Raw genomic sequence first — 15,410 nt, 5'->3', positions numbered from 1 at the left:
ATGACCGATATGATCGAGCGCAAATCCGATCCCTACAACGCCGAGCCGACGCCCGGTGCGTTGATCGAGCGGTTCCTGACGCCGCAGGCGCTGTTCTACGTGCGCAGCCACGGGCCAGTGCCGGATCTGCCCGCCAATCATCGGATCGAGGTGAGCGGGACGGGCATGGCGAGCCGCTCTTTCTCGGTAGAGGAACTGAAAGCTACGTTCCCCACGCGGACGGTGACGGCAGTTCTCCAGTGCGCCGGCAACCGGCGCACTGACCTCCAGCAGGTCGGAAAAACGTCGGGTGATCCTTGGGATGTCGGCGCGATCGGCAATGCAGAGTGGACCGGCGTACGCCTGGCCGATGTGCTCGATGCGGTCGGCGCACCTGATGCGTCCGACCTGTTCGTGGCGTTCACCGGCGCGGACGAGGTGGACGTGGAGGGCGAGGAAGCCTTGTTCGGGGTATCGATCGCCATGAGCAAGGCGCGGCAGCCCGACGTCCTCCTCGTCTGGGCGATGAACGGCGAGCCGCTGACGCCCGAACACGGCGCACCGCTCCGCATGGTGGTGCCGGGCTATGCCGGCGTGCGCAGCGCCAAATGGCTGACACGGATCGAGGTGCGAGACATGCCTTCCGACGCACCGATCCAGGCGCACGACTACAAGCTGTTTCCCGCCGATGTGACGAGCGACACCGTCGACTGGAGCCGGGGTCTGACCATCAATGCCATGCCGCTCAACGCCGCGATCTGCGTGCCCGGCTCTGGCGAAAGCCTGCCGGCCGGGGAGGTGCGGATCGAGGGCTATGCCATCGCCTATGATCGCCGCGTCTCTCGGGTCGAAGTGTCGGTAAACGGTGGTCGCGAGTGGCAACAGGCGACGTTCGCCGATGATCCGGAGACGCACTGGGGTTGGCGGCGCTGGACCCTCGACGCCACGCTTGCCAAAGGTCGCCAGCACCTTGTCGTGCGCGCCTTCGACGGGGCTGGACAGGGACAGCCCGAACGGCCGGACACGATGTGGAACTTCGCCGGCTATCTGTGCACCGCCTGGCATCACGTCCACGTGCTGGTCGAATGATCGAAGCGTCAGCGGCATCGGACATCGGCTTCTGGATCGATGCGATCGGGCGGCTGGTGGTGGCGACCGCGGCCGGGATGGTGCTCGGCTGGGAACGCTCGCGCGAGAACCGGCAGATCATGGGCTTGCGAACGCTGGGTCTGGTCGGTCTGGCGAGCTGCATCGCCGTGCAGGCGGTCGTGCATAGTGGCCTGCCAAATGTAAACGCCGACGCCGCAGGGCGGGCGATGCAGGGCATTCTGACAGGCGTCGGTTTCATCGGTGCCGGCGCGGTGCTGCGGGTCGGCCAGGGTCAGGAAGTGCATGGATTGGCGACCGCCGCGTGCATCTGGGTGACAGCCACGATCGGCGCGGCAGCAGGGTTGGCGGTGTGGCCGCTCATCATCGGCGGGGTGAGCCTTGCAATGCTCGTCCTGTTCGTCGGCGCGCCGCTGGAACGCCGCATCCGCGAGCGAGCCCGTCTGACGCCGGCCGAGACCGACAGGAAGGATGTCGAGCGCAAGCCGTGATCGCGCTGGACCGCCCGGTGCCCGTCGGCGCCGGGAGGCGGCAAGGCGCTATCAGGACACAAGCGCGGCATCTGCCTGACGCCGGACTTCATCGGCGATCGGATGCAGTTCGGCCGCGGGTCGCTCGCCCACCACACTATAGCCGATCCCGTCGACCGCCCATGTGACCCGGCCCATGGTCCCGCTGGACGTGCTGGTCATGCTCGCGGTCTTGTCGATCTGCATGGGCCTCGTCAGCACCGCAAGTTTCGACGCTTGCGGTCCGTCGTAGAGGAGCAGTGCCGCAGGGCCGTGGGGCGTCGCGACCAGTCGCCCCCCGCCATAGCGATAGCCGGCCGTGCTGAGGTCCGGGATCGTGACGCGCTCACCCAATCGAGCGGAGGTCCATCGGATCAGCATGGCGCGCTGGTCGGGGCCGATCTCCGCCGGTCGTATCCGGTCGGCGGCATAGACACGGAAATTATCACTCGCCTCGTTGGCCAGCGCCGCGATGCCCGCGCGGGGTTCGCCGCTCCACCGCGCGCTCGACCAGCCACCGCCAAACCCCAACGCCAGCAGAAGTGACGCGGCGATGGCGAGCTGCCAACGCGGTTGCCGTTGCCGTCCCCTGATCGCTGCCACGCGCATCGTCGCCGGGATCGGTTCATCCGCGACGGGGGCGAACAGGGATGCAAGGGCTCGCGCCTGCTCCGCCTGCTCTCGCACACGGGCATGCACGTCCGGCTGGCCTTCAAGATAGGCGTCGACCAGGCGCTGCCGCTCGGGCGACAGCCTGCCATCGATCCATGCGGCCAGATCGTCCTCGCCGATCGGGCTGGTCATTGCACGCTCCTCAATCGCGGCCGTTCACCCTCCCGGAGGAGGGTCGCCAGACGGTCGCGCCCCCGCGATATGCGCGACATTACCGTGCCCAGCGGCACGCCGACTACGGCAGCGACCTCCGCATAGGGCAGGCCCTCGACCGAGACCAGGAGCAGCACCGTTCGCTGTTCTTCAGGCAACGCATCAAGCGCGCGCAGCAGGTCGCGGTGGTGCAGGCCTGTGTCCTGATCGGCCGGGCGGCCGAGCGCGGCGTCGTCCACGAGGTGGAGCGGAACCGCCGTACCTCGCCGGCTATGCTGCCGCTGATGATCGACCAACAAATTGTGCAGGATCGCATAGACCCACGGGCGGACCTCCGCACCCCGTCGCTGTCGCCAGCGCCCGACCGCGCGCTCCAGGCAATCCTGCACCACGTCATCCGCCATCACCCGGTCGCGCAACCACGACCGGGCATAGCGGCGCAGCCCGGGGATCAGCGGTTCGATCGCGGCGGCAAGCGGGTCCATCTCAGTCGCGCTGCACCTGCACGATGCGCCCCGGCGCGCCGTTCACCACCTCCGCAACCGCCAGAAAGCGCCGGGGTGTCGCGGTGCTGCCCTGAACGATCTGGCGGATCGGACCCGATGCGTTGACGATCGCCGCACCTGCCGGGTTGCTCATGAAGTTCGCAAGCGGCTCTACAGCGCCGCTGCCGTCCGCATTGGCGGTCAGTACGAGCATGTAAGGCTTCTTGGGCTGCAAACCGGTAACGGCACTCTGCACGACCTGAATGATGCCCTGGTCGAAGAGGGTGATGCTGCTTGCCGTACCTTTGCCGCCAATCGGCCCCATGGTCAGATGCAGCGCCTTGCCCGCTGTGCCGAGCGGCTGGAGATTGTCGGTGCCGGGGCCTGTCGGAACTGCGTTCGACACATAGGCGATCGCCTGCGGTGCCTGTCCGACCGGCACGGTAGCGACGACCGTGTTGCCGGCAGTGTCGATCGCGGCCAGCTCATCGGAATTCTCTAGCCCGACATAAACGCGCCGGCCGTCGCCCGATGGCCAAACACCGTGCGGCATCTTGCCGACCGGAATTGTTGCCACCGGCGTGAAGTCGGACGTGCGGAACACCTTGACCACATTCTCTCCGCCGACCGTCACATACGCGAACTGCCCCTTGGCCGTGCGGGCGAAATTGACATGGTTCGTGATAGGCCCGGTATCCAGCACCTTCAGGATCGCGAAGGGTGGCCGAGCATCGAATGCGACCGTCTTGCCGATGTCCTTCAGCGTAAACCACACTTGCTTGCCGTCCGGCGTCGCGGCGATGTTGGGGCAGAAGGGGCTTGGCTGCGCCACCTGTCCGACCTGCGCGTGGGTCGCGACATCGAACACAGCCAATACCGGATTGAACGAAGAGCAGACATAGCCGTACCGGCCATCGGGAGAGAAGATCGTCATGCCCGGACCACCGGGCGTCTTGATGCGCCCCGTCTCCTTGTACGTCGTGGGGTCGAGCACGGCGATATAATCCTCGCCGCGGACCGTGACCCACACCTCCTTGCCGTCCGGCGTGAAGAACGCCTCGTGCGGACTGCGCCCGACATAGGTCGTGTGCTTGACGGTGTTGGTGGCGGTGTCGATCCACGACACGGCGTTCGATCCGATCGACACGACCGCCAAGGTCTTCCCGTCCGGCGAGAAGCCCAGGCCGTGAACCAGCACCTGTCCCTTGTAGAGCGGGGAGAAGTTCATCGGCTGGGGATCGCCGAGTTTGATGACGCCGAGCAGCCGGTTGTCGGCCGGGTCGGTCACCGACACCGTGTTGGAGAATTGTTCAGACGCATAGACGCGGTCGCGGTGGCTGACGGGCATGTCCTTAGCGTTCCACGGCGCCTGCTGGGCCATGGCGAGGCCCGGTGCGGCGCTCATCAGCAAGGCGGCCGAGCGCAGGATGGTCCGGATCATGTCAGTGCTCCATAGGGCTATGGTGGTCGCCGCCCTGCGTCGGGGCTGGCGTCGAAGGCGGTAGCGGCTGGCCGATCGCCAGCTTCATGGCGGCGATCTCCTGCTGCTGATCGATGATGATTTCCTGCGCGATGCGCTTGAGCTGCTCGTTATGGCCGTAGCGCAGCTCCGCCACCGCCATATCGATGGCACCCTGATGATGCGGAAGCATCATCGCCACGAAGTCGCGGTCGACGTCACCGGACGGCTTGACCATCATGCCCGCCATCATCCGGTCCATCGCGACAGACATCATGGTAGCGTAGCCATCGGCGGGGGCGGCCGCGACTGCGCCGGTAAGTAGGGCCGAAGCCGTCAGACCCAGCATCCAATCTCGTCTACGCATAAGCCTCCAGCGCATCGGTCTCGAAAGCGTAGACGATGCTCGTCGGGGTTTATTCCGTGGCCAAAGCCATTTTATCGGTCCTCACCAAAACGATAGTCTCATGCTTCTGCGGTTGGTTGACCGGGTCGCGGTCGGACAGCATATGCGCAGGCACGGCGATGGATTTCCGCCGGGCCATTCGGTCGAACCGCCCTCGCAAGGGCCGATGATTCCTACCAGGCGCCGCAAGGCAGCAAGGAGGAATCGTGCGCGCGACATTTCGCAATCTCTATGACCAGTTCAACATGGCAGCGTTCATTCGCGATCGCCGCACCCATGCCACGTCGGTACTGCGGTGGGCTTTGATCCTGGTCCCGATGGCCGCAGCGGTGGGAACGCTCTGCGCGGCCTTCCTGCGGAGCCTCGACGCCGTAACCCGGCTTCGCTTCGCCTTTCCCTGGCTGCTCTACCTGCTGCCGATCGGCGGGTTCGTGGTCGGACTGCTCTACCATCTGACAGGGCGCTCGGTCGAAGGCGGCAACAACCTCATCGTCGAGCAAATCCACGAACCGGGGGGCGGCGTGCCGCTGCGCATGGCTCCGCTCATCTTCTTCGGCACGGTCGTGACACATCTGTTCGGGGGATCGGCGGGACGTGAAGGCACCGCCGTGCAGTTGGGCGGCAGTCTTGCCAGCGGGTTTGGACGCGCGCTCAGATTGGATGCGGAAGCGACACGCACCCTCCTTATGACCGGGATCGCGGCTGGGTTCGGCGCGGTCTTCGGGACGCCGATTGCGGGCGCGGTCTTTGCACTGGAGGTGCTGGCGATCGGTCGGGTCGAGTATCGCGCGCTGGTGCCATGCCTGGTCGCGGCGCTGGTCGGTGACTGGACCTGTCTTGCCTGGGGCATTCATCACGGCGTCTACCATGTCGATGCGCTGGTGCCGGTCGACGCGCTGCTCGTCGCCAAGGCCGGTGTCGCCGGCATTGCCTTCGGTCTGACCGGGCTGACCTTTGCCGAGGCCAATCACGCGCTGGGCGGATGGTTGAAGCGCGTGATCCCCTATGGCCCACTACGACCCGTTATCGGCGGGCTGGCCGTGATTGCGCTGGTCTGGCTGCTCGGAACCCGCGACTATCTTGGCCTGGGTACGCTCGCCGCGACACCGGACAGCCTGACCATCGCCAGCTTCTTTGGTCCCGATACGCACTCGTGGAGCTGGGCGCTGAAGCTGCTCTTTACCGTCGTGACCCTGAGCGCGGGCTTCAAGGGGGGCGAGGTCACGCCGCTGTTCTTTATCGGCGCGGCGCTCGGCAATGCGCTCGCGCCGATGTTCGGAGTACCGTCGGGGCTATTCGCAGCGATCGGCTTCGTCGCGCTGTTCGCGGGCGCGGCCAACACACCGCTGGCTTGCACGTTCATGGGGATCGAGTTGTTCGGCGCGGCCTATACGGTGCCGATCGCAGTCGCGTGCTTCGTCGCCTACCTCTGCTCAGGCCACAACGGCATCTACCTGTCGCAGCGCGTCGCTGTGCCAAAGGTACCTGCCGCACACCTCACACCCGACGCGACCCTGCGCGATGCCCGCACGCACCGCGCTTCTCGCCGGCGCACGCGCGCCTGATCCTGTTTCCTGTCGAAAGCCCGTCATGCCCAATCGTTTCACCGTCCATCACCGCGAAGTCGGGATGCTGCGCATCTATCTGAAACCGTCCGACAAGATCGGCCCGCGTCGCTTCTGGGGGGCAAAGCCGCTCTATCGCGAGCTGATTCGCACCGCGAAGGCGGACGGCATCATCAACGCCGTCGCGCAAAATACCCATTACGGCTTCAGCAATCACGAACCGATCCGGGAGAACGGCTCGGAAATTGCCGATCCGCATCTGACGATCTGTGTCGAACTGGTCGGCGATCGCGATCAGCTCGACCTCTTCTGTCGCCGGCATGGAGATCTGATCGGCGACAAGGTGATCGTCTACAAACGACTGGAGCATTGGACTATCACGCGCAAAACTGAGCTAACCAGAGCCTGATCGGCGTTCCCGTAAAGGAAGCTGAGGCGAGAAGGGCAGGGCGGCAGTGAGCCGTTGAGCGCTGCCGCTCCCTGCATTCCCAAAACCTGTTCCCGATTGCTCTTTCCCAAAACCCACCGGGTACGACGGAGAAATGGGACGGCTGGTTCGTCGCTAATGTCCTAAGTTCTGCGACAGCTATTCCGGCGCTCGTTTCTCCTCGTACGTCACTGTCGCAAAAGTCGGTTGCACAACGCTCCGTTTTTGATACAGTTTTGCGACATGCTGATCGGCTACGCCCGTGTGTCCACCGATGACCAGGACCTCCGGCTACAACGCGCCGCGTTAAAAGAGGCCGGTTGCAAGCGGACGTTCGAAGAGAAGGTGTCAGGCGCGAAGCGTGATCGACCCGAGCTGGCCAAGATGATCGAGCAACTGCGCGACGATGACACGGTGGTGGTGACGAGGCTCGATCGACTGGCACGCTCCACCCGTGATCTGCTCGACATTGCCGAGAAGCTGAAGGAGGCCGGTGCCGGCCTGCGGTCGCTGGCCGAGCCCTGGGCCGACACGACGTCGCCGGCCGGTCGCATGGTGCTGACGGTGTTCGCCGGCATTGCCGAGTTTGAGCGCGAGCTGATCCACCAGCGCACCAGCAGCGGGCGGGTAGCAGCTAAAGCGAGGGGAGTCCGCTTCGGCCGCCCACCCAAGCTCACGCCCGATCAGATTGCACTCGGCGAGCGGTTGGTAAGCGAAGGCAGATCGGTGCGGGAAGCCGCCAAGCTGCTCAAATGCCACCATGCCACGCTCTACAGGGCCCTATAGGCCGCACAGAGAGCATCCTGGCGCATGGCACTTAGAAATCGGTGCTGCTGGCCTGCGCGCACTCGACAACGCAAAAAATAACCCGCTACATTAACTAGGTAGCGGGTTCGCAGAATAGATCGATATTATCGAAGGCCGGCTGAAACAATTCGCGCGTTTGGTTTTAGGCCAAATGCGACACCCGCCGCATAACCCGCGGCGTTACCCGCACGTAGCTCTTGCTCGATCGAGTCTAGCTCGTAGTTCGTGTACAAGGGACTGTCCTGATGCGTCTGCGAGCTTCTTACCGCTTCCTGATCCCCATTCGAGGAGAAACCGACCTTCCGCATCAGTGAGGCGAAAAGGGTCATGTCCAATTTCTCCTTTCCATAGGGCGTCCAATTCTGGACCATACATCGCAATCAGTGAATCACCGGTTACCGCTCGTTGAGCAAACTCAAGGTTCCTACCCAATGAGTGAGCCAACGCGGAAACCGCGATCACCGTTCCCCCCTGCCCTACTATATAAGAACGCATCATCGCAAGGGTACCCCCGAGGCTCAGGGTATCATCCACCAGGATGTACGGCCGGTCGCGGGACACCTCCCCGGTAAAACTGGGCTGATACACGAAGCGTGGAAAGCGACTGAGTTTGGTACGTCCGACTCGCGCCGCCTGTTTGATGGTCACATTTTCATGGCCCGTCAGCGCGATTCTCAGGCGAGCGGCATGCGCGTATGGCAACGCATTACGGCTACTAAGCCGCCGCCCTGCATCGTGATCGATGGCATCATCATCATCGAAACCGGGATGTGGGAATGCCACGATTGGCGCGACACCTCCCGCCAAAACTAGCTCTACGAGCTCATCTTCAACGCTCTGACGCCATACAAAGTTCACCAATTCCGTAGCCGCGGCGAAATCCGCTCCAGTTTTGGCTAGATTGTAAAGTGCCTCTACCTTCGCCTTACCGAGAGCACCTCGCTCTTCTGTGCCATGTAAAACGGAGAGTTTGGTGTGGACCAAGGCTTTTGCACAAGACGGAAGATCCCAAGCCTCTCTGCTATGTGGAGGCCGGAAAGCCGCCATTCCAAGCTGCTGGGAAGCGGTAGTGTTCATAAATACCCCCAGCAACTCTACGCACCGCCGGATACCGGCGAACGCTCCTGAAATTATCCCTTGGCCCGAAGGAAAGGCCGAAGGGGGCGGCTTATACCGGATTTGCACGTCAACGCAACGATCGAGCGCGGTTTGCGCGGCCTGATCGGCGGTTTTTTGATCACCTTGATATGGTCTGGTGTTCTTGATGACCTTGATACCCTTGATAGCCTTGATTGCCTTGATGGGTGTAAGCTGGTGTGCTATGACGTGATTGTTATCGGCTCGGGAAGTGCGCTCATGGATGCCGCAGAGGGCAAAAAGCGAGTCAGGGGCGGTGGTAGCGGCAGTAGCTTTTTCGCGCTGGGGCCTGATGTGTGGGACAAGCTACAGACGGCACCTGCCTCCAACCGGCTCTACCTTATCATGGCGTACCTGGTGCTGCTGGCCGGCACCGGGAGCGATCATCGACTCACTAAATGGTCGGCTAAAGCTTGCGACGAATATGTCGGCATCGGTAAGCCTCGCGCGAAGCAGGCGATTGAGGAGCTAATTGCTGCCGGCTTGGTCAGGCATACCAATGCGTCGACGCGCATGGCTCCGCAGTACGAATTGCCTGAACTGGCGCGCGATGCCGAACCAATCTTCCTGCCCGTGCAGATCGTCACCGGCTTAGGACACGAAACTCCAGTGTTGCGCCGTGTGCGTGAGGCCGGCGATCCGCTGCTTCTCGTCCTATTGATCGACCTCTATGCGACGATAATCACCGACGCCACGCACGGTGTTCCGATTAACGAGGTTCGCCAGCTCGCCCCTGAACCATCAGCTCGGAAGATATCAGAAACAGGGGTGCATGCACTTTGGGGTTTAACTCACGGCTATCAAACGCAAGCTTGGCAGAAGCCTTGGATTGAAAAGCAGCTTGTTCCGGGCCCCGGTAAGAAACCAAATTGGCAACCGCTGTGGGATCGGCTCGACCTGCTTAAAAAAATGGGCGCCATCTGGTGGGAGCCTTGGGTGTTCGACAGCGATGCTCCAGATGCAGAGCCGCTGATGCCTGTCGATCTGGGTGTGCTTAGCAGCTATGCCGCGGCCGACGATGAGGCCAAACTCATCTTAGTAGCCTTCCGTGCCACGCTCGCGCTGCTCGCTGAACGCACTTACATGATGGATAGCAGCGGTTCCTCGATCTTCCTGCCATTGCCGGTGCATCATCGACCGCCAGCGCTGCGTGGCGTACTGCGCCTTCGCGTCGAGGCTGATACGCCAGGCCGACGGCGCGCATATGCCAAACGCCGAAGCCTTGTAGAGGGCTATCGAGCTGGGTTTGAACAAGTTCTCGCTGACGCTGAGGAGTCCCGCTTCGACCGGCCTTTGCACCTAGATTTCACTGGCTCGTAGCATTGCCATGCCGATCGCGCCTGAACATCGCTGGCTGTACCCGGTCGATTGGGCTGAACTATCCCAGCTAATCCGCTTTCGAAGAGCAAAGGGCCGTTGTGAGCGCTGCCAACGGCCCCACGGCCGCGAGGTGATCCATCTCGGCGAAGGAACTTGGTGGGACGAGGATGCCACGGTCTGGCGTGACGGACGGGGCAAGCGGGTCCGCACCCTACAGCTTCAGCCCAATCTATCCCACACTCAACTCATGTTTGCCGGCATGGCCCCGTCGAGCCCGCGCGTGACTCGCGTCGTACTAGCTAGCGCGCATTTGAACCATGATCCCGGTGACAATCGACCGCGTAACCTCGCCGCCCTGTGCCAGCGGTGCCATATGATCCATGATGCTCCCGAACATCGTCGACGGCGCTGGCTCAACCGCTTCAGACAAAGGGCAATGCGAGACCTATTTGCATGAGAATTGGCCCGACTGCGCTCACCTATCATCTGCTGTCAAAAACCGTTCGGTTGTGACACCAAAATCTAATGAACCAACGCCCAAACAATGGATTCGAAGCTCGGCCTCTCGGACAACGGCGCTTGGTCCAAGACCAACCTCATTCTATAAACCGATTCGACAGAAATCTGAGTGTAGTAGTTAGCTGGTCCGACCTGCCACTCAGGCATCTGGAGAACTAGAACGCCGAACGGGCGAAAACATCAGAGGATGATCTTGCAGACACGGCAGGTAGAGGGGCTCACCAAGCGAAAACGGGATGGCACTCCCTACGCTCGACGTGAGGAGGTTGAAACCGCGCTGGCATCACTGGTCAACCTGTCGCGCGAGGAGATCCTCGAGAGGCTGAAGGTGCGAGACGCGACCTCACCGAACCATGTGCAGTCAGAGTGCCTCGTCCACCTGATCCGCGCCACGCGGAACGACAACGATGAGCGGTACTTCAACGAACTTTACCGGGAGCTCATGCGGCGCTTGGCGTCCGCCCTTCCCCGCATTGAGGGCGAGCGGGCCGGCGGTCCCGAGAACATCCACGGGGCAGATGCACGGGATCGCGTGCGCGACATCTTCAAGGCCAGGCTGATCGAGGATCGTGCAACTCCTGGATCCGCACTCGACTATTTCGAGGTCATGTTCTCAGGCGCAATCGCGGCGTTGCGCAAAACATCCATGGGCCGAGCGCGACGCCATATGGCGAGGAAGGACACGATCGACGACGAGGAGAGCGGCGAACCCTCGATCGCAGTGGAGAAGGCGGTCGGCAGCCTCGACGTCAAACAGGAGCTGCTTTCCGACGACCCGAATTACCGGTCCAAGGTTGCAAAGGCGATCAGGACACTACCAGACAAGCAAAGCAGAGTTATCGAGATGCTCCTCCAGGACATGCCCATCGACTCGATCGACGACGACGTCCTCACGATACGCAAGGTCCTCGGCGTGAAGTCGGAGAAGACCGTGCGCAACAGACGCGACGCCGCCATCGCGACCATACGGGAGCAGCTGGGGATCGGAAGCCGGAATGACTGACCAACCCAACCATGACGCCGAAGAGGTCTTGATGGCCTTCGCCATCGAGCTCGATCACGACCGGGACACGCTGGAACGATACCTGCGCCTCCACCCCGAACTCGCAGAGGACCTGATCGACCTGTCGATGGAGATGCGGCTCCAGCGCGCAACCGCCGACATCTCGGCGCCCGTTGACGAGGCCTGGGTCGAGGCGTCCCTAGCCGACTTCCATGCCGCGGCACCGGCACGCGTGGCGGCGCAGGCAGCCGATCCGTTCGCCGCGCTCGCCTCCGATGAACTCGTCATTCTCAGGCGCTCGCTCGACGTCCCCAGCGGCGTGATCCAGGGCTTCCGCTCCCGGGCGGTGGACATCCCCAGCGTCCCGGCCTGGTTCGTCGCGGCCCTGGCGCGCGGCCTGCGCACCGGGGTCGACGAGCTCAGCGCCTTCTTGGCGGGGCCACCAAGACTGACCCCGGGCCTCAGCTACAAGTCCGACGACGCGCCGAGCGCGGGCGGGGGCAAAGTAACCTTCGAGGCGCTGCTCGAGCAGTGCAGGGTGCCGGAGGATAGGCGCAAGCAGCTGCTGAACCCGCAGGACTGACCGGTGGACGCCGTCGAACTCGCACGGCAGCGCGCCGCGGCCCTACACGATGCAGCCGTCGCCGGTGGTGCGGACCCTTGGGATCCGATCGACATCGTCTCGGCCGTCGCCGCCGACAAAGGTTTCGACGTCGAGCCGGTCGAGGCGGGAAGTCCCATCCTGGCCGGCTGTCGCGCACACTTCGATCCGAACGACCGGGCGATCCGACACGAGGACGCGGGCGACGCGTTCGCAAGGGCGTTCCTGATCGGTCACGAGCTCGGACACGCCACCCTTGGCGACGACCGCACTGAGCACATCGCCCTGGAGGTCGATCCCGCCCGTCCGGCTGAGACGGCGCCTGTCGGGGAGGACAGGGTCGTCGACTACAGCCGACGACAACGGCGCGAGGTCCAGATGGATCTCTTCGGCCGCGAACTGATCCTTCCCCGCGCTCGTGCGCGATCCCTGCATCTCGGCGGCATGACCGCCAGCCAGATCGCCGACCGGCTCGGTGCCCCCTTCGACGTCATTGCGATGCAGCTCCTCGACGCCCTGCTGCTCCCGGAGATCGACGCCGCCCCTCCACAGCAGCCAGCGTCCCCATCCAAGCCCCTCAACCCAGAACAGGCCGAAGCCGCCCGCCATCGCGGTGCCCCCTACCTACTCGAGGCGGGACCGGGCACCGGCAAGACACAGACGCTCGTCGGGCGCGTCGCCGGGCTGGTTGACGACGGTGTCGATCCCCGCTCGATCCTGGTGCTCACCTTCTCGAACAAGGCCGCAGGCGAGCTCTCGGATCGCATCGCGCTGCTCCGCCCCGACGCCGCACCGGCGATGTGGATCGGCACCTTCCACGCGTTCGGGCTGGACATCGTGCGGCGCCACCATCGTCAGCTGGGCTTCGCTAGGGAGCCCCGCATGATGGATCGCAGCGAGGCGATCGCCATCATGGAGCGTGAATACCTCGCCCTGAACCTCCGGCACCACCGCGACTTCATGGATCCGGCGCGCCCGTTAAAGGACATGCTCGGCGCAATGTCGCGGGCGAAGGACGAGGTTGCCGACGCCGAGCGCTTCGCGTCCCTCGCTCAGCAGATGGTGGACAACGCCGTCGACGCCGACGCCCGCGCGGCGGGGGAGCGGTGCGCCGAGGTCGCGCTCGTCTACAGGAGATACGAGGAGCTGAAGCAGGCGGCCTGCGCCGTGGACTTCGGCGACCTCGTGTCGCTGCCAGTCACGTTGCTCGACGGCGATCCACAGGCGGCGGCCGCGCTTCGCGCCACCTACTCGCACATCCTCGTCGACGAGTATCAGGACGTGAACCGCAGCAGCGTGCGGCTGCTCCAGAAGTTGACCGACGCCGGCCGGAACCTCTGGGCCGTGGGAGACGCGCGGCAGGCGATCTACAGGTTTCGCGGCGCCTCGTCCTTCAACATGTCCCGGTTCGCGACCCACGACTTCCCGGGCGCATTGGGCGGCCGACTGCGCGTCAACTACCGCTCGACGCCAGAGATCGTTGGCGCATTCTCTAGGTTCGGCGGGAGCATGCAGGCAGGCACCGGTGACGCGTCGCTCGACGCCTTCCGCGCGTCCATCGGGATTGGACCCGAGCACGTCACCTTCGGCGACAACGATGACGAGGCCGACGCGCTCGCCGACGAGATCCTCCGCGGCTCGCCGCAGGTGCCGTTCCGCGATCAGGCGGTGCTCTGCCCGGGGAACGACCGGGTCACCCGCGTCGGCCGCGAGCTGGAGCGGCGCGGCATCCCGGTGCTCTATCTTGGCAACCTGTTCGAGCGCCCCGAGGTGAAGGATCTCCTGTCCGTCCTTTCACTGCTGGTCGACCGACGCGCGATGGGCCTCGTTCGGAAACCTTCGCTTGAAGGGCTCGCGACCGGCCTGAGCCTCGCCGGCGCATCGGCCGTCGTCGAGCACCTGCGCGCCACCGACGCGGCGCCAATGGCGTGGGCATCCACGACGACCAGGGCGCCGCACCTGGACCAGAGCGACGCCAACGCGCTTGATCGGGCCGCCGGGATGCTGGCCGGCTTCGGCATCGACGCGAGGCCGTGGACGGTGCTCGCCCACCTCCTGCTAGACCGGACGCGGACGGCCGCGCTGCTCGCCTCGGCGGATGACGTCTCGAGTCGCGCCATGGGAGTGGCGATCTGGCAGCTGATGGGCTTCCTGCGCGCGGAGCGATCGGGACCCGGCCTCCCGATCCAGCGCACGCTCGATGGAATCAGGCGCCTCGTCCAGCTCGCCGACGAGCGAGACCTCCGCCAGCAGCCTGCGGCGGCGCAGGGCATCGACGCCGTCCGGCTGATGACGATCCACGGTAGCAAGGGGCTCGAGTTCCCCGCAGTGCACGTCATGGGCCTCAACAAGAACGCGATGCCGAGCACGGCGCGCAAACCCGCCTGCCCGGTCCCGGACGGGATGATCGAGGGAGGACAGGGCGGCACCGTCACCCTTGCCGCCGCGGACCATGCGCTCGAACAGGAATGCCTGCTCTACGTCGCCGCATCCCGCGCGCGCGACCGGCTGCTGCTGTATTCGGCCACCAAGACGGCGAAGGGGGCCCGGCGCGACGCCTCCCCCTTCATCGCCCGACTGGGGGTGACGAACGCACGCCCGGCGATCGCGCATGCGGAACGTGCAGCCGATCCCGAGACCCTGCCGCTTCCGATCCGCATCGGGCCGCCGGTGTGCATCACCACCGCGCAGCTGGACCTCTACTCCCGCTGCGCCCGCCGCTTTCTCTACACGCACGTCCTCGACGTAGGCGGGCGGCGCACGCCGACTACGATGACGAGGATGCACGACCTGGTGCGAGGCGTGGTAAAGGAACTCGCCGCCACCGATCCCTCCGCATCCTCGATGGCCGACATGGAGGCCCTGCTCGAGCTGCGCTGGTCCAAGGGTCCCCTCGCCACCGAGGAATATCGCCTCCATCGAGAGGTCGCCACACTCCTCCTCCGACGCTTCGTGACGATCCGCGCGGGAGGGGCTCGCGCCGACATGGGGCCGCTGGTGGCGTCGATCGGGGACGACGAGGTGACCGCGGTCGCCGACGACGTCGTCACTGCGGGGGGCCGGCACGTGGCCCGCGTCGTCAGGACCGGGCACAGTTCGTCCTCCACCGGCAAGGGGCTCGCCGACGCGACCTTCCAAATGGCCGCCGCGGCGTCACTGCCTGGCTGCATCGTAGAGATCATCCACCTCGGCGACGACGAGCCGACCATCGCGCTCGCCTTCGACGATAAGGCGATAGGCAGGAACCTGGGCAAGCTGACG

14 protein-coding genes and 1 riboswitch are annotated in these 15,410 nt (G+C 64.5%); of the genes, 10 read left to right on the top strand and 4 right to left on the bottom strand.

Features of this window, described 5'->3' with window-relative positions; genetic code table 11:
- Both AC4GY7_RS17415 and AC4GY7_RS17410 read left to right on the top strand, forming a co-directional pair.
- Window positions 1–1,068, top strand: a complete 1,068-nt coding sequence (locus AC4GY7_RS17415) for a molybdopterin-dependent oxidoreductase (RefSeq protein WP_491116406.1) — start codon at window positions 1–3, stop codon at window positions 1,066–1,068.
- On the top strand, window positions 1,065–1,577 hold the full coding sequence (locus AC4GY7_RS17410) for an MgtC/SapB family protein (protein ID WP_183952279.1): 513 nt from the start codon (window positions 1,065–1,067) through the stop codon (window positions 1,575–1,577). The genes AC4GY7_RS17415 and AC4GY7_RS17410 overlap by 4 nt, the downstream gene beginning before the upstream one ends.
- A gap of 51 nt (window positions 1,578–1,628) precedes the next feature.
- Here the strand turns inward: AC4GY7_RS17410 and AC4GY7_RS17405 are convergent, their stop codons facing one another.
- From AC4GY7_RS17405 to AC4GY7_RS17390, 4 genes are read right to left on the bottom strand one after another with little or no spacing between them, the layout of a single operon-like run.
- Window positions 1,629–2,399, bottom strand: a complete 771-nt coding sequence (locus AC4GY7_RS17405) for an anti-sigma factor family protein (RefSeq protein ID WP_007406229.1) — start codon at window positions 2,397–2,399, stop codon at window positions 1,629–1,631.
- Window positions 2,396–2,905, bottom strand: a complete 510-nt coding sequence (locus tag AC4GY7_RS17400; RefSeq protein WP_007406239.1) for an RNA polymerase sigma factor — start codon at window positions 2,903–2,905, stop codon at window positions 2,396–2,398. Before AC4GY7_RS17400 ends, AC4GY7_RS17405 begins: the two co-directional genes overlap by 4 nt.
- Window position 2,906: 1 nt before the next feature.
- Window positions 2,907–4,346 carry a YncE family protein gene (locus AC4GY7_RS17395; protein ID WP_007406255.1) on the bottom strand — a complete coding sequence of 480 codons (1,440 nt, stop codon included), beginning with the start codon at window positions 4,344–4,346 and terminating at the stop codon, window positions 2,907–2,909.
- A 1-nt stretch (window position 4,347) separates the two neighbouring features.
- Window positions 4,348–4,713, bottom strand: a complete 366-nt coding sequence (locus AC4GY7_RS17390; protein WP_219994278.1) for a DUF305 domain-containing protein — start codon at window positions 4,711–4,713, stop codon at window positions 4,348–4,350.
- 163 nt (window positions 4,714–4,876) lie between these two features.
- Window positions 4,877–4,953, top strand: a riboswitch (Fluoride riboswitch).
- Between the two features lie 23 nt (window positions 4,954–4,976).
- On the opposite strand from AC4GY7_RS17390, the gene AC4GY7_RS17385 reads away from it, so the two are divergent.
- From AC4GY7_RS17385 to AC4GY7_RS17350, 8 genes are all read left to right on the top strand, one after another.
- Window positions 4,977–6,335, top strand: coding sequence for a voltage-gated chloride channel family protein (locus tag AC4GY7_RS17385; protein ID WP_007406263.1), 1,359 nt, complete (start codon window positions 4,977–4,979; stop codon window positions 6,333–6,335).
- On the top strand, window positions 6,292–6,744 hold the full coding sequence (locus tag AC4GY7_RS17380) for a DUF190 domain-containing protein (RefSeq protein ID WP_204200589.1): 453 nt from the start codon (window positions 6,292–6,294) through the stop codon (window positions 6,742–6,744). Before AC4GY7_RS17385 ends, AC4GY7_RS17380 begins: the two co-directional genes overlap by 44 nt.
- A gap of 261 nt (window positions 6,745–7,005) precedes the next feature.
- Window positions 7,006–7,548 (top strand): recombinase family protein, encoded by a 543-nt coding sequence (locus tag AC4GY7_RS17375; protein ID WP_491116401.1) that lies wholly within the window; start codon window positions 7,006–7,008, stop codon window positions 7,546–7,548.
- 675 nt (window positions 7,549–8,223) lie between these two features.
- Entirely contained in the window at window positions 8,224–8,382 is a 159-nt protein-coding gene (locus tag AC4GY7_RS17370; protein WP_491116399.1) for a hypothetical protein, read from the top strand.
- A gap of 396 nt (window positions 8,383–8,778) precedes the next feature.
- Window positions 8,779–10,026, top strand: coding sequence for a hypothetical protein (locus AC4GY7_RS17365; RefSeq protein ID WP_491116397.1), 1,248 nt, complete (start codon window positions 8,779–8,781; stop codon window positions 10,024–10,026).
- Window positions 10,027–10,738: 712 nt separating this feature from the next.
- Complete coding sequence (locus AC4GY7_RS17360) at window positions 10,739–11,548, top strand: DNA-binding response regulator (protein WP_491116395.1); 810 nt, start codon at window positions 10,739–10,741, stop codon at window positions 11,546–11,548.
- 31 nt (window positions 11,549–11,579) lie between these two features.
- Window positions 11,580–12,131, top strand: a complete 552-nt coding sequence (locus AC4GY7_RS17355) for a hypothetical protein (protein WP_491116393.1) — start codon at window positions 11,580–11,582, stop codon at window positions 12,129–12,131.
- A gap of 3 nt (window positions 12,132–12,134) precedes the next feature.
- Window positions 12,135–15,410, top strand: a 3,276-nt coding sequence (locus tag AC4GY7_RS17350; protein ID WP_491116391.1) for a UvrD-helicase domain-containing protein, incomplete at its 3' end; no start/stop codon positions are given.

The organism is Sphingomonas sp. SP5, from assembly GCF_058313455.1.
Note: the sequence above shows the minus strand (reverse complement) of the source record. Positions and strands in the feature narration are given on the sequence as shown.

Bases quoted from the DNA above. Each gene is read 5' to 3' on its own strand.
- AC4GY7_RS17415 (WP_491116406.1), top strand. From the start codon at position 1: ATGACCGATATGATCGAGCGCAAATCCGATCCCTACAACGCCGAGCCG.
- AC4GY7_RS17410 (WP_183952279.1), top strand. From the start codon at position 1,065: ATGATCGAAGCGTCAGCGGCATCGGACATCGGCTTCTGGATCGATGCG.
- AC4GY7_RS17405 (WP_007406229.1), bottom strand. From the start codon at position 2,399: ATGACCAGCCCGATCGGCGAGGACGATCTGGCCGCATGGATCGATGGC.
- AC4GY7_RS17400 (WP_007406239.1), bottom strand. From the start codon at position 2,905: ATGGACCCGCTTGCCGCCGCGATCGAACCGCTGATCCCCGGGCTGCGC.
- AC4GY7_RS17395 (WP_007406255.1), bottom strand. From the start codon at position 4,346: ATGATCCGGACCATCCTGCGCTCGGCCGCCTTGCTGATGAGCGCCGCA.
- AC4GY7_RS17390 (WP_219994278.1), bottom strand. From the start codon at position 4,713: ATGCTGGGTCTGACGGCTTCGGCCCTACTTACCGGCGCAGTCGCGGCC.
- AC4GY7_RS17380 (WP_204200589.1), top strand. From the start codon at position 6,292: ATGCCCGCACGCACCGCGCTTCTCGCCGGCGCACGCGCGCCTGATCCT.
- AC4GY7_RS17375 (WP_491116401.1), top strand. From the start codon at position 7,006: ATGCTGATCGGCTACGCCCGTGTGTCCACCGATGACCAGGACCTCCGG.
- AC4GY7_RS17370 (WP_491116399.1), top strand. From the start codon at position 8,224: ATGGCCCGTCAGCGCGATTCTCAGGCGAGCGGCATGCGCGTATGGCAA.
- AC4GY7_RS17355 (WP_491116393.1), top strand. From the start codon at position 11,580: ATGGCCTTCGCCATCGAGCTCGATCACGACCGGGACACGCTGGAACGA.